Below are 22,716 nucleotides of genomic sequence, written 5' to 3'. Positions count from 1 at the left end.
TTAATGAACTTCTTTTTTGGCACTGCATTCCGGACAAATCCCATAAATCTCCATCCGATGGTGACTAACTTTAAAACCAGTAACATGCGAAGCAAATTGTTCAACCTCGTCCAGTCCTGGATAGTGAAAATCGACAATTTTGCCGCACTCTTCACAAATGACATGGTAATGGTCAGTTGTTACAAAATCAAATCTGCTGGATGAATCGCCATAGGTCAGCTCTTTCACTAATCCAACTTCACGAAATACTCGCAAATTATTATAAACGGTTGCCACACTCATATTGGGAAATTTACCTTCTAACGCTTTATAAATTTCATCCGCAGTTGGGTGTGACATGGATTGGACCAGGTATTCAAGTATTGCATGACGCTGAGGAGTTATACGTACTCCAGAATCTTTTAACGTTTCTAAAGCTTCTTTAAGATGTTCCTGCGCCACCGTCATGCACCTCACTTTAACATAAAAATCGTTCTCAATTTGTAATCTTTATAATAAGTGTACTAATGAAATAGTGATTTTGTCAATGTTTTCAATCCAAAATTCTCATGATTCTATAGAAAGTTTCTTCTCTTTTTGCCCAAGTTTAGCGTTTATATATCTTGCTGCGACAAACAATAGATCGGAAAGTCGATTTAAATAAGCCAGAACAAGAGGATTTACCTTTTCTACTTTTACCGCTTTTCGTTCCGCTCTTCTGACAACAGAACGGGCTGCATGAAGCGCGGCTCCCGCGGGATGGCCCCCGGGCAAAATAAAATTATTTAATGGTTCCAATTTCCCATCCCATTGATCAATCATCTTTTCGAGAAATTGGATATTATTTTCTTTTAATTTCCACTTCACTTCTTTTTCGGGAGGAGTAGCCAATTCTGCACCAACGTAAAAAAGTTCTGTTTGAATTTGCTGTAAAACATTTGCTACTTCTTCTTTTCCGTCAAATGATTCATGCACGAAATAGCTAAGCGATAAACCAATGAGCGTATTCGCCTCATCGCATGTCCCATATGCTTCTACGCGGGCATCGGTTTTTGAAACTCTTTGCCCGTAGATAAGCGAAGTTGTCCCTTTATCTCCTGTCTTCGTATAAATTTTCAACGCTAGTACCCCCTGTCCAGATCGACCACATTCCAAAAATCTTTTCTTCCTGTAATATATGTAGATAAGTTGTGTTTTAATATTTCAAACGCTCTTGGCAAGTAATTTTTCGACATCGCTGATATATGCGGCGTTACCGTAATATTATTCAATGTCCAAAATTCATGTTCCGGGGGAAGGGGTTCTTTTTCAAAAACGTCCAAATAAATATGGGCCACTTGATTCTGTTTTGCAGCATTTAACAACACTTTTTCTTCTACAAGGTCTCCCCGCCCGATATTGATAAAGACAGCTGTGTCTTTCATGGTTTGAAAGTGATTTTCCCTTAAAAGATAACGGGTTTCCGGCGTGCTTGGAAGGACAGAGACAATGAAATCGGCCGTGCCAAGCGCAATGTTCCAATCTTGAAACGTATAGATGCGATCAAAATAGTCCACTGGTTTCCCGCTTCGATTAACTCCGCTTGTTTTCATTCGAAATGCTTTGGAAAGCCTGCCAATTTCGCTTCCGATGGCACCCGTCCCCAATACAAGCACTTCTTTTTCCGCCAATTCTTGCAAAGGCAGTTTTTTATTCCAAAATTTTTGTTTTTCGAAATCAGCGAGCTCAGGGTATCTTTTAACATGTTGGAGCATGAGACCTAATGTGAATTCAGCCATTGGGATTTTATGAATTCCCCTGGCATTTGTCACGAGGATATTCTTTGCTTTGATAGCTTGAAACGGCATTTTTTCAAGGCCTGCCGAACAAACCATAATCCATCGTAGACGCGGCGATGAATGAATGATTTTTTCTGACAAATCTTCGCCGTATGTGACGATGACTTCAGCATTTTTCCATTCCGCTTCAGAAATTTTTCGATAAAATTGAAAATGACAATCGGGAAATTCATTGATTAATTGTTCTCTTAAATCAGCCGGCGGAAAAAATGAAAAAACAACTTCCACTTTTTTTGCTCCTCTCCACTTGATTTTGTCTATTCCGTTATGGAAATTTTAGATTTCTTATCGTTAATTGGCCTCCACGCCCATTTTACCATGATTTACTGGAAGAAAATACAAATAAGAAAAGCGCTGAAGCAAATTTGTAAGAATAGCTGCTTTCTCCCGATATTTTTGTTCAAAGAAAAATGGACCGGTGGATCCGGCCCTAAACATTTATTTCATGAGGAGGTATGCCCTTACTTTACAGTATGTTTTAATCTACATAATGCATGGACAATTGCCTTCTCATTCTAAAAATAGGCTACGAGAGCTCATTTTTAATAAATTCCAGCGCTTCTTCAACATGTCCTTTTACTTTTACTTTTCTCCATTCTTTTGCAAGTCTTCCTTGTTGATCAATAACAAATGTCGAACGCTCGATTCCCATATATTCTTTTCCGAAATTCTTTTTTAACTTCCAAACGCCATAAAGTTCGCATACTTGATGGTCTTCATCGGCCAACAGCAAAAAAGGCAAATCGTACTTTTCAATAAATTTTTTATGTTTGTCCAAAGAATCCGTGCTAATTCCCAGAATCACGGCATTCAATTTGGAAAATTCATCATGATAATCCCGAAAGTCACACGCTTCTGTCGTGCAGCCGGGAGTCATATCTTTCGGATAAAAATACAGCACCACATTTTTCCCTTTGAAATTCGATAATTTTACCTTTTCGCCATTGCTGGCCGGAAGTTCAAAATCAGGAGCCGCTTCACCTATTGCCAATGTCATATGTAATCCCTCCATTCGTTTTGAACTTAGCGTATCCAATTTTAAAATAATTTGCAATTGAATTTATCCCGCAAATCTCCTTTCTTGACGGGGGAAACGTCTCCTATTCATCCAATTAGTCCTACTAACCATCCGCTCGGCTGATGGAAGTTTCACATTATTTCTCCCAATCAATGAAAGTTTTCACGACAAAAGCTGCCGGAATGGTATAACCCAGCCATGCCTCCACTAGCGCAATCCAGCGCCCTACACCGTTTGGAACTAAATCTCCGTAACCGACTGTGAACAACGTAATACCGCTGAAATAAAGAGAGGTATGGAGCTTTTCGAAAAAACTTTCGCTGTACGTTCCTTTTCCGGTCAAAATGGCATAACCTTGCATTTCTAAAAGCAAATAAAGAAGGCCAAAACCGATCATGATCGTCACATATAATAATCCCAATAAGAGAAAGTTTTCAAAAGACAATTTTTTATACTTCCATCTAGAAGGAACAAACAATTCGCGCAAACTTAGTGTCATACAAATAATCACTGCGGCCATTAATAAATACGGCATCCGATAACCCTCCTGTTACCTTTCACCGACCGATAGAATGTTATTAAAACGAAAAGAAGAAGATAAAGAGTGATCCTGAAACGCTTGCCGCTGAAAATTTCATTTTTATGAAAATGGGTAGGAAATATGTAATAATATATATGAAACACTTAATATTAGTTATGACACGGCAGGAGGAATACTTTTATGGACTTTACCCATTCAGAACGTTTACATAAAGAAGCGCTGGAACATATCGTCGGCGGCGTTAACAGTCCGTCCCGCTCCTATAAAGCAGTTGGCGGTGGAGCACCTGTTGCGATGGAAAAAGCAAAGGGCGCTTATTTTTGGGATGTTGACGGCAATAAATATATTGATTATTTGGCAGCCTACGGTCCTATCATTACAGGACATGCCCACCCCCATATTACCGAAGCGATTCAAAAAGCAGCGGAAAATGGGGTTTTATACGGAACGCCGACTCCTTTTGAAGTGAAATTTGCCAAAATGTTAAAAGAAGCCATACCTTCGCTGGAAAAAGTTCGTTTTGTCAACAGCGGAACCGAAGCTGTGATGACCACGATCCGCGTCGCAAGAGCCTACACCGGAAGAACCAAAATTATAAAGTTCGAAGGATGTTATCACGGACATTCTGATTTAGTGCTAGTAGCGGCAGGATCAGGGCCTTCTACTTTAGGAACACCTGATTCAGCGGGCGTTCCGGAAAGCATCGCAAAAGAAGTCATTACCGTTCCATACAATGATGTCGCATCGTTCCGTGAAGCCATTGATAAATGGGGCAATGAAGTAGCAGCTGTATTAGTTGAACCGATTGTCGGAAACTTTGGTATCGTAGAGCCGAAGCCGGGATTTTTAGAACAAGTGAAAGAATTAACGCACAAAGCAGGCGCTCTGCTTATATTCGATGAAGTCATTACGGCATTCCGCTTTATGTACGGGGGAGCTCAAGATTTGCTGGGAGTCATTCCTGATTTAACAGCCATGGGAAAAATTATCGGCGGAGGCCTTCCAATTGGCGCTTACGGCGGAAGAGTGGATATCATGGAAAAAGTAGCTCCTCTCGGTCCAGCTTATCAAGCAGGAACGATGGCCGGAAATCCAGCTTCTATTTTGGCGGGAATTGCCTGCTTGGAAGTATTAAAGCAAGACGGTGTCTATGAATACCTCGATCGGCTCGGGGCTATGTTGGAAGAAGGAATCTTAAAAGCAGCACAAACGTATCAAATCCCGATTACGATTAACCGTTTAAAAGGTGCGCTTACGGTATACTTTACAGATGAAAAAGTCGAAAACTATACTCAAGCGCAAGCAAGCGACGGTGAACGGTTTGCCCGCTTTTTCAAACTGATGCTTCATCAAGGCATTAACCTAGCTCCTTCCAAATATGAAGCTTGGTTTATTACTCTCGCCCATACGGAAGAAGATATTCGGACAACCATCCAAGCAGTAGAGCGAGCTTTTGAAAAAATGTCTCAAGAAATAAAATAATATCCAACTGGTAGTTTCATGTTGAAACGACTATCATGTTTGCAAGCGTCCTTTGACAGGGCGCTTTTTCTTATCCCCCGTAAAAAAACGGTATTCTCAGCTATTTGCCAACGGAGGTCAAGGGCAAATCGCCAGTAAATTTATTCAGTTTTAAATAGACGCTAATTCCATTTACTCCATTAAGGTTCAAAAAAATCTTCTGCTCCCGTCTTGACCGTTCCTTTTAATCATCTCGCCGTTTTTCGCTTTGTTTTACTTATCTTTAGAAAACAAGAATGACCAATTCATGAAAAGCAAAAACTGGATAAAATTTTATTTTTCAAAAAAGGCTACATCTCTTGATATTCTTATTTTTCCATTGTATAGTACAATAATGTTTCAGACGATCCATCACAAAAAAGGACATTCAAAGTAGGGATAAATAGAGAAAATCAAACATCATATAAAAAGGGAGATAATATCATTCCCAGGTCAGCGTTTGACGTTTTGAAGCCATTTTCATTACATGTAAAAACTTAAGAAAGGAAAAATGCGCTATGAAGCTTGGTGCCCGCATATTAAAAACAGGAATTGCGATTGTCCTTGCGTTGGCCATTGCTCGCGCTCTTCAATTGCCATCTCCTGTTTTTGCCGGAATACAAGCCGTTTTTGCAATACAGCCAACTATTTATCGATCTTATAAAACCATTGTCGAACAAGTTCAAGGAAATGCGATTGGTGCTGCCATTGCCATTCTGACTGTCGTTTTCTTCGGCAACCATATCGTATTTGTCGGTCTGGCTTCTATTGTCGCGATTCTCATTATTTTAAAATTAAAACTTGATAATACGGTCGGTTTGGCACTAGTGACTATTATCGCGATTATGGAAGTTCAAAACGAACAGTTTATCCAATTTGCTCTCCTCCGTTTTGGAACCATTATGCTTGGAATTTTAGCCGCTTTTGTCGTCAATTTAATTTTTATGCCGCCCAAATATGAGACGAAACTTTTTTTGCATATAAACAACGTGACAGAGGACATTTTGAAATGGATTCGCTTGAGCACTCGAAATGCCTCTGACTATCAACTGTTGAAACTCGACATATCCAAGATTAGCGAGCGATTATACAAAACGGACGAGTTATATAAATTGTACAAAGAAGACAGAAATACATTTAAAATCAGCCATACTGCGAAAAATCGCCGACTTGTGATTTACAGGCAAATGATCATTGCTGTCAAAAAAAGCTTTGAGATTTTAAAACGGCTTCACCATTATGAAAATGAAATCCAGCAGCTTCCAGAGGAACTTCAAAAAAGAATTCAAGAAATGCTCGATGCGTTAATCAGCTACCATGAGCAAATATTATTGAAGTTTGTTGGAAAAGCGAAGAAAAAAACGGAGCTGGAAGAAGTCCATGATGTGTATTTAAACCGCAAGGAATTTATGGATGCATTTTTAGACGAAATTATTGAAGAGTACTCCGGAAGCAAGGATACCCAATCCTTCCATTTGCTCTACATCGTCACCTCCATCTTAGAGTATGGCGAACAAGTGGAGCATCTGGATATGCTGATTCACAGCTTCCAAAGTTTTCATAAGTCGGAAAATGAAGTGAAAATAAAAGAAGAAAACGAGTAAAAGTCAGGAAGAAACGAAATATTCTCTCCTGACTTTTTCTTTTTTTGTTTCAAAAAGTCCTTCTGTATCCCATGATTACGTTCTAATTCAGCTGTTGCACTTGAAAGAGTTTATAGTAGCTCCCTTGTTTTGCCATAAGTTCTTCGTGAGTGCCCGATTCAACGACTTGGCCATTTTCAATCAAAATAATTCGATCCGCATGAGTTATAGTAGAAAGCCGATGAGCAACAATAAAAGTGGTCCGATCCTTTGCCAACTTTTCCAGTGCCTCTTGAATTAAATGTTCGCTTTCTAAATCAAGCGCTGAAGTAGCCTCATCCAATATCAAGATGGGAGGATTTTTCAGAAACACTCGGGCAATTGCGACTCTTTGTTTTTGCCCGCCTGAAAGCTTTACCCCTCTTTCGCCCACTTTCGTGTCATATCCATCGACTAAATTCATAATAAAGTCATGAGCGTTTGCGGCTTTAGCTGCAGCGATCACTTCTTCTTCACTTGCATCCGGACGTCCGAGAAGGATATTGTTTTTAACAGAATCGCTGAACAAAATATTATCTTGAAGCACCATTCCGATATGATCACGTAAACTCCGAACTTTAAAATCGCGAATGTCTACACCGTCCAATAAAATTCTTCCTTTTGTCACATCGTAAAAACGCGAAATCAAGCTTACTAGCGAAGATTTGCCCCCTCCGCTCATTCCGACAAGAGCAACCGTCTCACCCGCTTTAATCTCAAGATCAATATCTTTCAACACTTCCGGTTCATTTTCATCGTAAGCAAAACTTACATGATCAAATACAATATTTCCTTTTACATCCTTGCATTCAATGGCATTGGGACGATCCGTAATATCATATTTCTCATCGATCAGCTCAAACACTCTGTCCATGGAAGCTATGGCCTGAGTTAAGGTGGTAGATGAATTGACAAGCCTTCTTAAAGGATCGTATAAACGATCTACATAAGAAATAAATGCGGCCATCGTTCCGACTGATAAATGGCCGTGAATCACTTGAAACCCGGCATAAGCAATGACAATCAAAGGAGCTAAATCGGTAATGGTATTCACGACTGCAAATGATTTGGCTGTCCAATTCGTTTGATAGAGGGCTTTATCCAAAAAATTTGAATTTTGGTCTTTGAATTGATCTTGGGCAAAGTCCTCGATGGCAAAACTTTTAATAACAGGCATTCCCTGCACTCGTTCATGCAGAAAACCTTGCATTTCTGCCAGCGCCTGCGAACGCACTCTTGTCAGTCTTCTTAAATTTCCAAAAAAATATTTGACGGAAAAAGCATAAAGAGGAAATACTAAAAGCGAAACAATGGTCAATTTGACATCCATCGACAGCATGAGTCCAACAGCGATGAAAATGGTTGCCAAATCGAGCCAAATATTCATCAATCCTGTAATCACAAAATCCTTCGTCTGTTCTACATCATTAATTACCCGGGAAATCACTTCGCCCGCCCGATGATTAGAATAATATTTAAAGCTTAACTTTTGAATGTGCTCAAAGAGTCGGTCTCGAATATCATACAACACTCTATTTCCAGTGCTTTGGGCTAAATATTGTCGAAAATATTCAACAGGCGGCCGCAATACGACAAAAATAAAAAACATGACTCCCAGTACAAAAAGAAGCTTATGGATTTTGATATCGGTGGATAATTCACGATTTCCTATGATATCATCAATCACATATTTAATGAAAAGCGGAATGAGGAGCGGTATGGCAAATTTGATGGCCCCGATAAACAAAGTTGAGATAATTTCTCGCCTGTATGGTTTTACAAAATTCATATATCTACGTATGCTTCCCAAATTTCCCCCTCCCTCTATAAATGTTGATATATCAACGGTTTAACCCGTTGGTGGGGTGTCAAAAAAATAATTTTCGACACGCATACTAACAATATTTTTATATTATGTGAAACTATTCCATCCTATGGGTACGCTACGCGGCCACTACTGGGTAATAATGGTAAGTAGTGCTAGAGAATGATGGGATGCACAATGGATCTCTGCGTAACTTATGATGACGTACCCTCCCATGTCTCTTGGCATCTGTGTGCCTACATTCCTTCGTTCGGTCTAGTCATAAGACAGAGGCTAGCGAAGCTCCTTAAGGGACTCGAGGTCGAATGGGAAAAAATAATGCCAGCTTCTCCGTGTCATCCTGTTGTCTAGGTCTGTTAAGAAGATGTAGAACTTTACATAGCCTCTGCGAGACTAGGGATATCCTTCATCATTCGCTGTGCGTCGAACACTTTGTGCTTGGTACAGATTCCATGTAACACTTTTAATAGCTTTCCGCATAGAACCACAATGGATTGCTTCTTGCGTAACGGATTCACCTTACGGTTTGTGTAATAATCATGTAGCTTTTTAAAGGCTTCATTATGGCGAATCATCGGCATCATCACTCGGAAAAGGAGGGAACGTAGCTTTCTTCTTCCCCGTTTGGAAATACGCTTTTGGCCTTGATGCTGACCAGAGGAATTTTCACGTAATGTTAATCCCGCGAGTTTTATTAGTTGGCGTGGATCTTTATAGTGTGAAAAGCTTCCGATTTCAGCTAAAAGATCGACAATGGTCGTATCCCCTAATCCTTGAACTGTTGTAAGCCATTCATATTCTACAGATGTTTTGACAAGTTCAACTAATTTCTGAGTAATGCTTTCGATTTCTTGTTCTAACTGGTGGTAACGACGAACGAGTGTGGCGATTTCAAAACGGGCCATCTCACGTCCTTCTGTTACTCCAATTGATTGAGCCGCGACTTGAATGAGTTGTGTCGCTTTTGGTCTTTGAGGAGATTTTAACCCCTCTACCTTTCGGTAAATGTCCAATACCTCATCAGGTTGTTTCTGGTGAAGATCACTCGGGAATGGAGTACATTCGAGTACGGCCAAGGCCATTTTTCCGAATGACGGAAAAACTTGAGTGAACTCAGGAAAATAGCGATCCAACCATCGGATCATCATGTTTTTGACCGAACCTAGCTCCTCTGTCAATTTCCCTCGAAAAGTAGATCCTACTCGGAGTTCAGCTTCTTTTTCTTTTAAAATACGTGGATAGCTAAAGCGTCCATCTTTTAAGAGTCTTGCGATCACTAATGCGTCTTTACGGTCATTCTTCGTTTGAAGATTGTCATCTAATTCCTTAGAACGTTTGACATGCATTGGATTTGTTATAACGAGGGGTATCCCACGCTCCTCCAAGAAATAAGCGAGATTGAGCCAATAATGACCTGTTGGTTCTATTCCAACTAAGACTTCTGTTTTGTCATGATCCTTCATGGCCCTTAATATTCGTTGATAGAAGGACTCAAATCCATCCCGAGATTGGGATACAGAGAATGATTTTTGAAGCACACGACCACGATCATCCACAAAACAAGCGAAATGTGTACGCTTCGCAATGTCGATACCGACGACAAGTGTTTTTTCAGTGACTTGATTAATTTTTTGATTTTCTATACAATCCATATGGAGTCCTCCTTGGTTAACAAATTAGGGGTCAATTCTAGCAGATTGACACCCCGCATCATACCAAGAGGGCTCTTTTTGTTCAAGTCCCCGAAAACCTTCTAACAGGAATGCTCCTTACATCAAAAAATCAATATTCTTCTTTATTTTTCCATGGAAAAAGGGGCTGACTCATCTTTAGGATCAGACCCCATACCTTCTTTTATTTAAGAAAAGATATTTATCGTACCATATGTCTACAAAATCAGGTGCAAATGGACCTTTGCGCTGTTCAATCCATTTGATTAGCTTGTCCACATTCCGCTTTAAAATATGGTCAATCACATCAGGATAACCCATTTGCTTTCGATGTTCAGCGTATTCATCTTCATCCAGGAGGGAGTAGGTCATATCGGGAAACACTTTAATGTCGAGATCATAATCAATATACTTTAACGCTTCATAGTCATAAACAAACGGAGAACTTAAATTGCAGTAGTAATAGATCCCATCTTCTCTTATCATACAAATAATATTGAACCAATGCTCAGCATGAAAATAACAAATGGCCGGCTCTCTTGTCATCCATGTTCTGCCGTCGGACTCCGTAACGATGGTTCGGTCATTGCCTCCAATGACAAGACGTTCTGTCGCTTTTAAAACCAACGTTTCTTCCCAAATCCGATGAATATGGCCGTCATGTTTATAACTATGAATTTGTATGGTTTCTCCTTCAGCGGGAAATACCATGATTGTCCCCTACTTTCGTATCAAAAAAATTTCACCAGTCTTTTCCCTAAGAGGAGGAAAAAACAATTCTACTTTCATATTATAACGATTCACCATTAAAATTAAAACAAAAGAGCCACGGTTTTCGCCGCCGCTCATAATTTCACGCCTGTTTGCTCTTGATAAGTACGAATCACTTCATCCGTTTGGGCTTCAAAGACCTTTTGTATTTCCTTTAATTTTTTTCTCATCTCGTCCATTTCACTTTCAAGGTTTTCCATTCCGGCAATATCCTGAAGTTCTTTTAATTCTTTCTCCATTAGCTGGCACCGCTCTATTTCCTGTTGCAATAACAACAGTTTCTCCATCGTTTTCATTTGTTCCTTTACTAATACATCAAAACGATCTAACATCATCATCACCCCTCAAACGGTCACATCCTCCTCTATTAACTTCTTCCCAGCCGCCCTTTTTCCTTTCTCTTTTTCTGTCGGTTCTTTAACGTTTTTATCGAAAATTTTAACTTTTCATTCACAGGATGATTTCATATAATGGGGATTGATTCCATCTTTTCCAACTAAAAAAAAGAAGAGACACATACTACTATGTATCTCTTCCCTTGTGTACTTATTGATTTTGTTGATTTGAGCCGCTTGAATTTTGCGCTTTGCGACTTTCTGCTTGTTGATTTTGTTGTTTCACTTTTTGCACATCTGTTTCAGAACCAAACTCAGTCGCAAAAGAAGAAGATTGTTGCGATTGAGATTGGTTTTTCGCAGACGCAGCATTTTGTTGTCTTACTTGCTGTGCATCTGTTTCAGAAGCGAATTCTGTTCCAAATTTAGATCCTTGAGCAGATGCAGCGTTTTGTTGTTTTACTTTTTCCGCGTTTGTGTTAGATGTGAATTGGTTTTGTTTTGCCATCATTATCACCTCCACGGTTATTAATTTGTCCATCGAGGTGAAAAATATCCAAACAAAGTTAAAAATATTTTTATACGAGCAATGATCTGCCTCCGTCGACAATAATGGTTTGTCCGCGAATCATCGAGGCTTCTTTCGAAATCAGAAACATAACCGTATTCACAATATCTTCGATTTCCACCATTCTTCCGGCAGGTGTATTCTTTTTCGCATCCTCCAGCATGTCTTCTCTATTCGGAAAATGCTTTAATGCTTCCGTATCAACGGCGCCGCCTGATACCGCATTGACCACAATATTCTTTTTCGAAAGTTCCACTGCAAGATATCTCGTCAAAGCTTCAACCGCCGCTTTTGAAACGCCCACAGCGGTATAATTTTCCAAGTAGCGGATGGAGCCGAGAGAGCTGATGCTGACGATGCTTCCTCCTCCATTGATTTCCATCAATTTCGCCGCTTCTTGTGCACAAAAAAGGAGCGCCTTGCTGTTAATATCCATGGTCCAGTCCCAATGCTTCTCTTCCAACTCCATCAACGGCCGCTGAACACCGGAGGCCGCATTGTTAATAAATACATCCAAACGGCCAAATTCTTCTTGAATTTGCTGAAACATATCACGTATTTTTTCGACATCCCCCACGTTGGCTTTTACAACCAGCGCTTTTCGGCCCAGTTTTTCAATTTCTTCTGCTGTTTCCAAAGCTTTTGATTTGCTGCGAGCATAATTTACCACTACATCATAGCCTTTCCTCGCTAATTCTATCGCAATCGCTTTCCCGATTCCTCGGCTGCTTCCTGTTACTAATGCAACTTTATTGCTCATTTTTTCATCCTTTCTTCCCTATTCCCGTTTTTTATAAAACAAGTTAGCCTATGTATCATTGCCTTCGGATGAAGATCTTCATTTCTTCTCTGCTTAAAGTCAGTCAAATGTGTTGTTATCCGTTTGTTATTACTCTTGAAGAGGATGTGATGGACCGTTTATGCAGCATGAAACATCCCCTCTATTTTACTTTTTATTGGAAGGTCGGACAACTCTTTTTAGATGTCTACATTCGTATAAAAAAAGCGGTATAAAAAAAGCTGTTTCATTGAAAACTAACAGTACTTGATGGAAACGGAGGTAGTACAATGTATACCGGTCGCGACATGACAACATTATCGATGACGCCAAAAAATAAATGGAAAACAGAGGAACTTTCTTATTTTCATCACGCTTTCCAACAAATCATGCCTTATTTAAATGCAGAAGGACAGACGCTTCATCGTGAAATTACGGAAGAAATTATGCGGCGCGGCGGCCTCACAAAAGGTGTGGAATCCGGATTAGAATAAACACGGCTTCTTGTGATTTTCTGATTAATAAAATACCGTCAAATAAGAGAATTCACGTCACCCCAAGGCTTATGCTTGGGGTGATTCTCATTCTCGTATCGTTCTTTTGTATTCTTTCCAAATCTTTTGATGGGATACCGGAAATGCAAAATCCTGAATCTCTTCGGGTTTGACCAGCTTCACTCTTTCGTCTTCCGGTATCTCATTTTGTATCTCGCCGGCGTAAACATCAATGTCCCAAGTCAAATGAGAAAAAACATGCTGGATTTTTGCAAATGTGCCGTTATGGATCAAAGAGTCTACTTTGTATGTTTCTTCCAATAATTTACGGAGTCGCGTTTCAGGATCTAAAAATGAGGTCATTTCAAAATTAGGGAATTCCCAAAGATTTGCAAGTAATCCGGTTGCTTCCCGCTTATGGATCAAAAATTTACCTTCTTTGTTTTTCAAAACAACCGCTCCGATATGAACAAGCTTCATGTTTTTCTTTCTCGTTTTGACGGGGAGTTCTTCTTGAACCCCTTCTTCAAATGCATGGCAATGTTCTCGAACCGGACATAATAAACAAGACGGAGATGTCGGAGTACAAATTAAAGCGCCCAATTCCATTAATGCTTGATTAAACGAAGAAGGATCTTCCGTATACATAAGATGATGAATGGCTTCTTCAAATATCTTTCGAGAAGCCGGTTTAGCAATGTCTTCCCAAATAGATAAAATTCTAGAAGCGACTCTCATGACATTTCCATCAACGGCAGGATAAGGTTTACCGTATGCAATGCTTAAGACAGCCCCCGCTGTATACGGGCCTACACCTTTCAAAGAAGTCATCTCTTCCAATGTATCCGGGACTTTCCCTCCATATTTTTCCTTTACTTCTTTTACTGCTGAATGAAGGTTTCGAATTCTTGAATAGTACCCTAAACCCTCCCAGGCTTTTAAAACTTGTTCTTCCTCCGCTTCCGACAAGGCTTCTAAAGTTGGGAATTTTTCCATAAACCGTTCAAAATAAGGAATCACGGTGTCTACTCTTGTCTGCTGAAGCATGACTTCTGAAACCCATATTTTATAAGGATCACGCTCTTTTCTCCAAGGAAGATCCCTTTTTTCACGTTTATACCATTCCAGTAAGTCATGTTGAAATTTTTCCGTATCGATCTCTTTTAAATTCATGCCCTTCACTGCTTACCTCCGTGATGTTAATATTGAGACAAAATGGGAATGCTATGAAAAAAATTAAATTGAGACGTTCACAGACAATCGTGGAATCAAAATATCTTTTCGTTCAGTACATTAACGGTAGTTGTTCAATTAGCTTGTGGGAAAGAAGCAAAATCGGCCGCCATCAGCTTTTGAAATTTTCTCAAATGGCAATATCTTGCATTGCAATCCGTTTTTATTCCCATTATCATTTTTTTAACAAGGATGGATATCAAAGGAGGAAATCCTTTTGGATACTGGAACACACTTCGTGATGGGAATTGCGCTAGGGGGCTTATCCACACTGGATCCTGTCATTTCCCATGGCACCGTTTCGTCAAACGTTGTTTTAGCATCAGTTATCGTCGGATCACAAATTCCTGATATCGATACCATTTTAAAATTGAAGAACAATGCCGTCTATATTCGAAATCACCGCGGAATTACCCATTCGATCCCCGCTGTTCTATTGTGGCCTTTATTGATTTGTGCTGTATTGGGGCCTCTTTTTCCGGAAGTCAATTTGTTTCATTTATGGATGTGGGCCCAATTAGCAGTCTTTCTCCATGTTTTAGTCGATATTTTTAACGCATATGGCACACAGGCACTGAGGCCGTTTTCCACCAAATGGCTGGCGCTTGGAACGATCAATACTTTTGATCCTTTTATTTTCGCGGTTCATGTGGTCGGGATTATTCTATGGATTAACGGATTCAACCCCGGCATCACGTTTTTAAACATATATGTACTGATCCTATTCTATTATATAGTAAGATTTATAGTCCAACAGACTATCCGTTCAGCAGTCAGGCAATTGATACCGGATGCAGAAGAAATTATCATTGCTCCGACGATCCGTTTTTTTATATGGCGGATTGCTGTGAAAACACCTGACTATTTCTATGTGGCAAGAGGCTATCGCCGGTCGATTACCATTTTGGATAAATTCAAAAGAACGCCTATGCCTGATACTCCGCTCTTAGAGGCGGCAAAAAAAGATAAAAACTTATCGGCTTTTCTAAACTTTTCACCCGTTTACCGCTGGCAATTGTCCAAATATGATGACTGTTATGAAATTAAATTTATCGATTTGCGTTATCGAAACAATGGGCACTATCCTTTTGTCGCCGTTGTGCAGCTTGATCTAGATTATAACATCATCGGATCCTATACCGGATGGGTATTCAGCGAAGAAAAACTGCGAAAAAAATTGGATTTCATCCCGAATTCCCATTAAATACGTACATTCTTCATACAAAAGAAAAAAAGCGCTCCCTGCTTCTTAGATAGTTGACGTCGCCGTGATTTCTACTATGTATTTCTTCCTTGCAATATCATAATTTGTTCGTATTTTACCGATACTAAAAAAGCAAAGAGAGGATGATCTCTTTGTAAAAAGGAGGCTACGGCGATGCGGAACAAAGCTAAAAATTTCCCGAACCTAAACAGCCATAAATTCGAGGGCGAGCCTCGAGCAAAGGCGGAATACGCTTCAAAGCGGGCGGACGGAACAACCAACACGCATCCTCAAGAACGTATGCAAGCTTCAGGCCAAAGAGAATGGTCTAATGAGCCTTAGCATGATTTCCAATTACAATCCGTTTCTTTCATGAAATCCTGCGACTCCCATCCCTTACTATTGGGATGGGAGTCTTTATGTGCGCCCGGCATGTACATGAACTATAGGGTGTAAGTCCCGAACCCCGAAGACAGAAGTAGAGGTTAGCCAAGAGCAAGGGTGTCCGTGGTGACGCGGAATCTGAAGGAAGCTGGAGGCAAAACACCGGTCCGAGGAACACGAACCTCATATAAGGCTAGGTATGATTGAGTGAGTTTGCATAACAAAACAAAGCTCTTTCTGTCGAAGGTCATATCGAGTAAATGAGGCGGATAGATGGTGTGAAAGTGCATGTACTTACCCGGGGAGGTCTGGCGGATATGTGAAGTACTCTTCATAACCTACTTAGTGATAAGTAGCTGAACCGTCAGAAGTCAGCAGAGGTCATAGTATTAGTTGGTCTAGAACAACTAAGAAGGACCGAACAATTAAGAGAGAATAGCCCTTGGTATTCAGTGAGTCATGATGAACACAGAAAACGTAGTACCTCACTTGAGGGAGGAAGCGGTGAATCCCGTGGGAGACCTCTTGGAGGGTGGAGTGACCACTGGCATAAAGAGAACAGCTATTCACGGAAGTTATAAAGACTTGCGTCAATTATCTTAATTGAACCGCCGTATACGGAACCGTACGTACGGTGGTGTGAGAGGACGGGAGTTAATCGCTCCCTCCTACTCGATTATGCATCCGACTTGCGTCTTAAAAGCGAAATTGGCAAAGCTTCTTCCTGGCCGCTCCCATTCAGACGGTGCCCCCAAGCGAAAACTCCTTTTAAATAGTCGATTTTAAAATAGTTCCCCGGATCTTCTGCAATCTCATATACTTCACCCGGTTTAAAATCATCCGGATTGAGAAGGTAAGCTTCAGCCATTGCCGCCTTCCTCTCCATCACAGCCAATTCATTCACCATTCCCAATTGTTCGGCCTTGCGGGCTTTTTCTTTTAAACGAGAGATTTCCTGTTTTAATTCATATTCGCTCATTTCGCTGTAGCGTTTTTCCACCATTGTCCACCTTCTCCCATACTTTTTGCTCATAGGTTCATACACCAACACTTATAAAAGAAAGAACCATTTTCAAAGAAGCCTCAAATAGCCCTTTCAATAATTCTTTTTCATTTTACCGCACCTTTGTCTTGAATCGCTAATGATGAAAAAAGATAAAAGAAAATAACGTGTCCAATTATAAGAAAATGTCAATTGCCGTGGTGCTAGTATTTTTCTCAAGAATGGATTCAAGGATAAAAAAGATTGGCTCAGCTTGGTATTCTTTGTCTAAAAATGGACGTTCCAGCAAGCAAAGAAGCGGAACAATTTTCAAATAAAATCATTCTTTTCCCTGAACTGCTCGACCGCTTGCTGAATGTCTTCCATTGAAAATCCTTTTCGATACAAATATTGCTGAACTTTTCGAAAACGCTCGTTCTCGCTTTCGCTCCGATAGCGTCTAAATGCCTTTTCCATCTGGTAAAACAGCGCTTCTTTTTCATTTTCCTCGTCTTTTTGTATATTGTCAGCGAGCGCTTCGGAAATGACCTCACCGGAAAATCCTTTACGCCTTAAAAGCTGAATCGCTTTTTGCTTTTTTTGAAGAAAAGCTTCATTAGAATTCCGTTGAAATACTTTTCCGATCAGTTTTTTTGCTTTGTTTACTTGCTCCTCTTTTCCATACAGCTCCAGCACTTGTTCCACAATACTCTGATCCACGCCTTTTTGCGCCAGTTCCCCCGCCACCACAATCGGCCCTTTATCTGTTGTCTTCATTTGAGTATGGACATAGGCCTTGGCAAAATCGCGATCATCGAGATAATGTTGTACATACAGCTTTTGGACCACGAGATCAATGACCTCGTCGTTGTATTCTTTTTTTCGCAAAAATTCTCGAATTTCTTTCTCAGTTCTCATTCTTTTTGCCAAATAATAGACCGAATCTTGGTATCCCTTTCGAACCTCATCCGCATGCAAAATTTCAGCGATGTCCTCTTCCTCTATCTCCATCCCTTTTTTAAGTCGGAAACGTGCCAAAACGGCCTCATCCACACTAAAGGCAAAGGCTTCATTGATAAAAATATTGTACCGCTCTTTGTTATTTTGCTGGACGGATATTTTCGTAATTACCTTCACTCTGATTTCACCTCTTTACGCCTCTGTATAACATTATAAATTTTTTGCTTTGTTGTAAAAACCATTGGTATGACTCTCAAGAAAAAGGAAAACATAAGAATAAACAATATTTTCCACGAAAGGATGATCCAATTTGGATAAGAGAAAGCAAAATAAAATAAAAAGCACACTTTCACGCGCTCAAGAAATTTCCTATGCACGCGATTTTAAAATGGCAGATCGCGCCGGCGGATTTACGAAAAAAGAGCGATAATATTTATTGCTAAAAAATGAAACTTGGCAGAACCAATCGGGCATTGCGGCAAATTTCCTTTCTACTTAAAAGCTAAAGGGGACACCTGGATAAAAAGAACCCATTCGGAAAAAGTATAAATGCGGAGCTTATTGCCGCCACTTTTATGAAAGGGGTTTTTGAAATGGGCCGCGCACATCATCAAAAAACAAGAGACAAAAATAAACAAAAGCTTCCTCAAGTTCCGAAAAACTTAAAAACAGACGGCAGAGATGTGGAGTATTCACAAGAATTGGCGGATCACGCTGACTTGGAAGCACAGTCACGATCCGACGCCGCTGATCAACGGGTAAATTCACAAAAGAAGAAACTATAACACCAAAAAGCACCAGTCCATCCCGACTGGTGCTTTTCCAAAAAATATCCACAATATGATTGTGGATATTGTGTGTATATTCATAATTTTATTTATATTAAAATTATTCAACCGGTAAAACAAGACATCTCCAATTCCATTAATCCCGCTTTTTTTCACGCATGATTTCTGCTTCCATTTGAGCATAATTAGTGATTTTAGGATAACCGTTTTTTTGCTTTGCCTGATTGTTGCGCTGCGCGTTGGCATTTCCGGCCTTTGTTTTTCCCATATGATCATTCCCCCCTCCTTTTTTATTTTTTCCTTTCTGGAACGAGATATGCTGAACGGTTTTGTCTCATCAAACATCAACAGATGCTTTCCTTTTTTCAAAAGCAGCCAAAATAATGGAGCGATCCACCATAACGAAAAATCCGCTCTTATTCGTCACGGGTTCGTTTTATCTTTTTATCTTCGACATAAGGTTCTCGTTCAAAAGGATGGAGATCGCCGAAAGTAGTCATGATTCCTTCCTCGTCAAGAGCTTCTTCGAATATCTCATGTTGATCATTTGGGTACACCTTGATCCCTTTTCCAACGATATTATTTCCGATAAAATTCTCATAATCTTCTACATATCCAACATTTTCTTCCGACTCAATATACATATCATTATAATGAAGCGGAGATTCAATAAAATCCGACGGCGTTTCTGAAGTTCCCCATTCCGCCACTGCTTGCCAAGAATCTTCCGAATCAAAAGCAACCGATTCATCTCGATCGTCACCATCAAATTTCCCGAATGGAGGCGTTAATACTTCTTCTTCCACCGGACGAGAACGTGATGTTTCCTGATCCGGTGAATGTTCTTTACATGTGGTTGCGGTTATGAGTGCATCCAATCGTTCATACGGTATCTCTTTTCCGCATTTCTCACATATTCCATACGTTCCATTCTCTATGGCTTCAAGCGCGCGACGAATATTCCGCCATTCGAGTCGGGAATGCTCGTCCAGCGCCAAATCTTTTTCCCTTTCAAAAAGCTCTGTACCTTCATCCCCAGGGTGGTTATCATAGCTGGACAGTTCGCCCACCGAACTGTGAGGATGCCCGCTTTCTAGATTATAACGATCGTTCATTTGTAACCTTTTTTCTAAATCCTTTTTTGCATCTAACAGCCGCCCCCGAAAATCGGTAATTTGGTCTTGTGATAGCATCCCTTCCACTCCTTTCTTCTTTCCGTAGTATGCAACCAATCCAAAAAAACATTCATCCCCGGAATGAGAATCCATCATGATGGATCATCCGCATTTTGAATCCATTACCTATGTAACCTTATCTTGTTTCCAGCTGCAACATTTTATTCTGCACTATATTGGTACAATCTCTTGTTGAAAATTTCATTTCATATCCAATTCGAAAAAAACTTGGCAAAATAATACCCCCTGATAGAAAGCAAACGTTCAACATGAAAACTTCAACGGCCCGTATCTGTCGATGAACAGATCGGGCCGTTCTTGATTATGACGATGATAAAACTCCAGCTTTTTGCAATATTTTTTTCAGTTCTTCCTTTTTAAGCGGATCAAGTGGTCGGGCAGGCGGTAAAACATACGTTGAAACATTGATGCCTCTCAGTGCAATCGCCTCTTTCACTACATTGACAAACGGCGAATCCAGTTTATACAAAAGAGGCAAGTAAGCCAAGCGCTGGTGGAGCTTTAAGGCCGTTTCCATTTCTCCATTTTGAAACGCTTGATAAATGCCTAGCGATAATTCCGGTGCAAAATTGACACTTGAAGCAATTTTGAAGGGAATGTTTTATTATATTTTCTTTAAATCTTCATTCATTCGTTTTGCTAAGTTTTTGTAATATAAATAGTAGCTGACCCAAATGACTATATAGATGGCTATAAAAATAGCTGCTGAAATCAAGATGCTTTTTATATCAAAGGGGAGCCATCCAATTCCTAAGGACAAGCTAAAATACAGCACGATGATGGTAATAAAATGCAAAGCCGTTTGCTGCGAAAGACGGAGTGATTTTATTTCAAAATAAAGCGGAGATACGGTAAAAAACCATCCACAAAATATGGATCCCAGCGAGTTTTTAATAAAAATTTCACCATCAATAACATGTATATGACCGAAATAGATGATACCGCCGGTGACCATGACGGACACAAAGGAACCGATCAATATTCCAATGATGCTTCTGTATAAAAAAGCTTTCATTCTTTTTTCCCCCTGTTCATTTTTAATGCTTTTTTAATTGCTTGGACATAATGCCGCGAAACATACTCTTTCTCTCCTGATTTAAAATAAACGCATAGAGTGCCGTTGAACGATGCTTCAAATCGACTCAACTCATGGAGATTGGCAATAACGGACTTAGAAATGCGAACAAATTTGTTAGAGGGAAGCAATTTTTCGAGCTCATACAGCTTTTCCTTCAATTTAAATGTTCCTTTAGCCGTGACAGCCTGAACAAAATCTCCTTCTGTACGAAAAAAATGAACTTCATTTGGCTTTAAAATATAATTCATATCCCCATTCTTACCCACGATAAATTCCGTTTCCATTCCTTTTAAGAAATCAAGAATTTCTTTAATTGTGTCATCGACTTCTTTACAGTGAATGGTCACGGTCGTCTCATCGTAGTCATTGTCAATATCTAAAGACACTTTCATTCCCCCATCCTCCTTCTATACATACATTTCTTGCTACTTAAATTGTATTCGTCCTTTCAATGGCTGTCTTCATAATAAAGCTAAAAGGTCATTTTCCAATGCTATCCGGCAAAAATCGTCCTGTCAGATGCATTCTTATGAGAAAATTATTTATTCCAAAAGAGAATTTCTAACTTATAAAGAACATGTTGTAAAACACTTAATCCATACATTCATACATAAAAAATCCATCACCTCGGAAATACCTAAAATAGATCTCCAAGGGATGGAAACAATCTCTGGAACAGCAGATATTCTGGTTTTATGAATTCGATCCACACTTCCAGCAAACTTGTAATCAATCATTTAAAACGTTTTCGTTTTGATTAAACAATCACAACATATAAAGTTTTTCACTCTTTTTTATATAGAGATATCCTTAAAGAGTTGAACGAAAATCTAAATAAGATTGATTCTCTTTGCCCATCATTGACGGATTAGTAGCAACAACTGCAATCGCAAAAGGATTTTATTTTTCCTTTTCGCACTACTTTAATTTGATTTTGGAATTTTATTTAGGGAAGAGAGATCGATCAACATTCAATTCCTTCCCTACAATTCAGTTCGATTTTTCAAATTTTCGCAACTTTTCATTGTGCCTTATTGTCAAACAAATAAAGCAGTTTGATTTTCGACATATGTAAAACAACACTCTCTTTATCAGACTTAAACTATTTGTTTATGTGAATTTTTCAATTTGACTTAAATAAAAAAATAATCACCCGTCAATGCTCTCTACAATCATAGTCCTAATTGAATCAACTTCTGCTCTTTCTTTGCCTTTTTATCTTGATACATATTTTTGTCAGCTGCAGCAAATAACTTCTCCATTTTTCCGATGGAATACTTACTAAAAGCATATCCCATCGACATTTTGATTTTTATATCTTTGCTGTTTCTGTTGTACTCACTAATTTCTGCGGAAAGATTTTGACAGAGATGTTCAACTTCTACTTTATCTGCATCTTTTATGATAACAGCAAACTCATCTCCACCAATCCTTGCAACAATCGCATTCTCCGAGAAAAATTGGTTTAATAACTTAGCAGACTCTTTTATGAGAAAGTCACCTTTTTTATGGCCGTGGTTATCATTCAAATACTTTAACTCATCCAAATCACACAAAATAATGGCCACAGATGTATTTACGTGATTATTGTATTTCTCCATACTTTGCTCAAAAAATTCTCGATTGTATATATTTGTTAAAGCATCATGGGTAATTCTATATTCTAAATCCTGCTGTAATTTCACTTTTTCATCTATATTCCTGATAATTCCGTGAATGGCTATTAATTCTCCCTTTTCAAACATAGGCGTTGTATATTCTTCAAACCACCGATAGTTCCCTTTGTCATCTTTCCAACGATGAACAAATTATAGAAGTCTCCCCAAAGCAGGTCAATATACCTAATCATTTCTATTTTTCCACTTTCCTATCCTCTTTTCTCAAGTCATAATCAACCCATAAGAAATATTAACTCTCCTCTAGTACAGTTGAGAAACAAACACAATCGAGTA

The 22,716-nt window shown here is 39.4% G+C and carries 27 protein-coding genes; 7 read left to right on the top strand and 20 right to left on the bottom strand.

Annotated elements, in window-relative coordinates; translation table 11 throughout:
• From perR to BSM4216_RS03400, 5 genes are all read right to left on the bottom strand, one after another.
• Positions 1 to 441, bottom strand: a complete 441-nt coding sequence (gene perR / locus BSM4216_RS03420) for a peroxide-responsive transcriptional repressor PerR (protein WP_003353818.1) — start codon at positions 439 to 441, stop codon at positions 1 to 3.
• A 105-nt stretch (positions 442 to 546) separates the two neighbouring features.
• Complete coding sequence (locus tag BSM4216_RS03415; RefSeq protein WP_003353817.1) at positions 547 to 1,098, bottom strand: cob(I)yrinic acid a,c-diamide adenosyltransferase; 552 nt, start codon at positions 1,096 to 1,098, stop codon at positions 547 to 549.
• Positions 1,099 to 1,100: 2 nt separating this feature from the next.
• The gene (locus BSM4216_RS03410) at positions 1,101 to 2,045 is read right to left on the bottom strand and encodes a D-2-hydroxyacid dehydrogenase (protein ID WP_048622745.1); all 945 of its coding nucleotides are present in this window, start codon (positions 2,043 to 2,045) and stop codon (positions 1,101 to 1,103) included.
• Between the two features lie 298 nt (positions 2,046 to 2,343).
• Positions 2,344 to 2,814, bottom strand: a complete 471-nt coding sequence (gene bcp / locus BSM4216_RS03405; RefSeq protein WP_003353815.1) for a thioredoxin-dependent thiol peroxidase — start codon at positions 2,812 to 2,814, stop codon at positions 2,344 to 2,346.
• 157 nt (positions 2,815 to 2,971) lie between these two features.
• Positions 2,972 to 3,370: a potassium channel family protein gene (locus BSM4216_RS03400; RefSeq protein ID WP_003353814.1), complete on the bottom strand. Its 399-nt coding sequence runs from the start codon at positions 3,368 to 3,370 to the stop codon at positions 2,972 to 2,974.
• Positions 3,371 to 3,556: 186 nt separating this feature from the next.
• Between BSM4216_RS03400 and BSM4216_RS03395 the strand changes: the two genes are divergently transcribed.
• Together BSM4216_RS03395 and BSM4216_RS03390 are read left to right on the top strand one after the other, a co-directional pair.
• Positions 3,557 to 4,858 carry a glutamate-1-semialdehyde 2,1-aminomutase gene (locus BSM4216_RS03395; protein ID WP_048622744.1) on the top strand — a complete coding sequence of 434 codons (1,302 nt, stop codon included), beginning with the start codon at positions 3,557 to 3,559 and terminating at the stop codon, positions 4,856 to 4,858.
• A 536-nt stretch (positions 4,859 to 5,394) separates the two neighbouring features.
• Entirely contained in the window at positions 5,395 to 6,480 is a 1,086-nt protein-coding gene (locus BSM4216_RS03390) for an FUSC family protein (RefSeq protein WP_003353812.1), read from the top strand.
• Positions 6,481 to 6,562: 82 nt separating this feature from the next.
• On the opposite strand, the gene BSM4216_RS03385 is transcribed toward BSM4216_RS03390, so the two are convergent.
• From BSM4216_RS03385 to fabL, 6 genes are all read right to left on the bottom strand, one after another.
• Positions 6,563 to 8,308 carry an ABC transporter ATP-binding protein gene (locus tag BSM4216_RS03385; RefSeq protein WP_048622743.1) on the bottom strand — a complete coding sequence of 582 codons (1,746 nt, stop codon included), beginning with the start codon at positions 8,306 to 8,308 and terminating at the stop codon, positions 6,563 to 6,565.
• 389 nt (positions 8,309 to 8,697) lie between these two features.
• Positions 8,698 to 9,975 carry an IS110 family RNA-guided transposase gene (locus tag BSM4216_RS03380; RefSeq protein WP_026678786.1) on the bottom strand — a complete coding sequence of 426 codons (1,278 nt, stop codon included), beginning with the start codon at positions 9,973 to 9,975 and terminating at the stop codon, positions 8,698 to 8,700.
• Positions 9,976 to 10,158: 183 nt separating this feature from the next.
• Complete coding sequence (gene ntdP / locus BSM4216_RS03375; RefSeq protein WP_003353809.1) at positions 10,159 to 10,704, bottom strand: nucleoside tri-diphosphate phosphatase; 546 nt, start codon at positions 10,702 to 10,704, stop codon at positions 10,159 to 10,161.
• A 134-nt stretch (positions 10,705 to 10,838) separates the two neighbouring features.
• Positions 10,839 to 11,099, bottom strand: coding sequence for a YgaB family protein (locus tag BSM4216_RS03370; protein WP_048624381.1), 261 nt, complete (start codon positions 11,097 to 11,099; stop codon positions 10,839 to 10,841).
• A 211-nt stretch (positions 11,100 to 11,310) separates the two neighbouring features.
• On the bottom strand, positions 11,311 to 11,607 hold the full coding sequence (locus BSM4216_RS03365) for a gamma-type small acid-soluble spore protein (protein WP_048622742.1): 297 nt from the start codon (positions 11,605 to 11,607) through the stop codon (positions 11,311 to 11,313).
• A gap of 70 nt (positions 11,608 to 11,677) precedes the next feature.
• Positions 11,678 to 12,427, bottom strand: coding sequence for an enoyl-[acyl-carrier-protein] reductase FabL (fabL, locus tag BSM4216_RS03360; RefSeq protein WP_048622741.1), 750 nt, complete (start codon positions 12,425 to 12,427; stop codon positions 11,678 to 11,680).
• Positions 12,428 to 12,735: 308 nt separating this feature from the next.
• Here fabL and BSM4216_RS03355 point away from each other — a divergent pair, with 308 nt between their 5' ends.
• Entirely contained in the window at positions 12,736 to 12,939 is a 204-nt protein-coding gene (locus tag BSM4216_RS03355) for a hypothetical protein (protein WP_048622740.1), read from the top strand.
• 87 nt (positions 12,940 to 13,026) lie between these two features.
• Here BSM4216_RS03355 and mutY read toward each other — a convergent pair whose 3' ends face one another.
• A complete protein-coding gene (gene mutY / locus BSM4216_RS03350) occupies positions 13,027 to 14,112 on the bottom strand; it encodes an A/G-specific adenine glycosylase (RefSeq protein WP_048624380.1) in 1,086 nt (361 codons plus the stop codon).
• A 277-nt stretch (positions 14,113 to 14,389) separates the two neighbouring features.
• On the opposite strand from mutY, the gene BSM4216_RS03345 reads away from it, so the two are divergent.
• On the top strand, positions 14,390 to 15,376 hold the full coding sequence (locus tag BSM4216_RS03345; RefSeq protein WP_048622739.1) for a metal-dependent hydrolase: 987 nt from the start codon (positions 14,390 to 14,392) through the stop codon (positions 15,374 to 15,376).
• 174 nt (positions 15,377 to 15,550) lie between these two features.
• Positions 15,551 to 15,718, top strand: a complete 168-nt coding sequence (locus tag BSM4216_RS03340; RefSeq protein WP_048622738.1) for a small, acid-soluble spore protein K — start codon at positions 15,551 to 15,553, stop codon at positions 15,716 to 15,718.
• Positions 15,719 to 16,436: 718 nt separating this feature from the next.
• Here BSM4216_RS03340 and BSM4216_RS03335 read toward each other — a convergent pair.
• Both BSM4216_RS03335 and recX read right to left on the bottom strand, forming a co-directional pair.
• On the bottom strand, positions 16,437 to 16,763 hold the full coding sequence (locus tag BSM4216_RS03335) for a YfhH family protein (RefSeq protein WP_003353800.1): 327 nt from the start codon (positions 16,761 to 16,763) through the stop codon (positions 16,437 to 16,439).
• Between the two features lie 309 nt (positions 16,764 to 17,072).
• On the bottom strand, positions 17,073 to 17,879 hold the full coding sequence (gene recX, locus BSM4216_RS03330; protein ID WP_048622737.1) for a recombination regulator RecX: 807 nt from the start codon (positions 17,877 to 17,879) through the stop codon (positions 17,073 to 17,075).
• Between the two features lie 133 nt (positions 17,880 to 18,012).
• Here recX and BSM4216_RS16125 point away from each other — a divergent pair, with 133 nt between their 5' ends.
• Both BSM4216_RS16125 and BSM4216_RS03325 read left to right on the top strand, forming a co-directional pair.
• Positions 18,013 to 18,132, top strand: coding sequence for a YfhE family protein (locus tag BSM4216_RS16125; protein WP_082142242.1), 120 nt, complete (start codon positions 18,013 to 18,015; stop codon positions 18,130 to 18,132).
• A gap of 163 nt (positions 18,133 to 18,295) precedes the next feature.
• Positions 18,296 to 18,487 (top strand): YfhD family protein, encoded by a 192-nt coding sequence (locus tag BSM4216_RS03325; protein ID WP_048622736.1) that lies wholly within the window; start codon positions 18,296 to 18,298, stop codon positions 18,485 to 18,487.
• A 139-nt stretch (positions 18,488 to 18,626) separates the two neighbouring features.
• Here the strand turns inward: BSM4216_RS03325 and BSM4216_RS17205 are convergent, their stop codons facing one another.
• From BSM4216_RS17205 to BSM4216_RS03300, 6 genes are all read right to left on the bottom strand, one after another.
• Positions 18,627 to 18,758 (bottom strand): hypothetical protein, encoded by a 132-nt coding sequence (locus tag BSM4216_RS17205; protein WP_255288016.1) that lies wholly within the window; start codon positions 18,756 to 18,758, stop codon positions 18,627 to 18,629.
• A 148-nt stretch (positions 18,759 to 18,906) separates the two neighbouring features.
• Positions 18,907 to 19,683, bottom strand: coding sequence for a yteA family sporulation protein (locus BSM4216_RS03320; RefSeq protein ID WP_048624379.1), 777 nt, complete (start codon positions 19,681 to 19,683; stop codon positions 18,907 to 18,909).
• Between the two features lie 304 nt (positions 19,684 to 19,987).
• Positions 19,988 to 20,272 carry a dihydrodipicolinate synthase family protein gene (locus BSM4216_RS03315; protein ID WP_255288017.1) on the bottom strand — a complete coding sequence of 95 codons (285 nt, stop codon included), beginning with the start codon at positions 20,270 to 20,272 and terminating at the stop codon, positions 19,988 to 19,990.
• An 18-nt stretch (positions 20,273 to 20,290) separates the two neighbouring features.
• Positions 20,291 to 20,701: a DUF3021 domain-containing protein gene (locus BSM4216_RS03310; protein ID WP_048622734.1), complete on the bottom strand. Its 411-nt coding sequence runs from the start codon at positions 20,699 to 20,701 to the stop codon at positions 20,291 to 20,293.
• Entirely contained in the window at positions 20,698 to 21,156 is a 459-nt protein-coding gene (locus tag BSM4216_RS03305; RefSeq protein WP_003354722.1) for a LytTR family DNA-binding domain-containing protein, read from the bottom strand. Before BSM4216_RS03305 ends, BSM4216_RS03310 begins: the two co-directional genes overlap by 4 nt.
• A gap of 780 nt (positions 21,157 to 21,936) precedes the next feature.
• Complete coding sequence (locus BSM4216_RS03300; protein WP_053083214.1) at positions 21,937 to 22,509, bottom strand: GGDEF domain-containing protein; 573 nt, start codon at positions 22,507 to 22,509, stop codon at positions 21,937 to 21,939.
• Positions 22,510 to 22,716 lie beyond the last annotated feature (207 nt).

The sequence above is a fragment of the Bacillus smithii genome (assembly GCF_001050115.1).
GTDB lineage: Bacteria > Bacillota > Bacilli > Bacillales > DSM-4216 > Bacillus_O > Bacillus_O smithii.
Note: the sequence above shows the minus strand (reverse complement) of the source record. Positions and strands in the feature narration are given on the sequence as shown.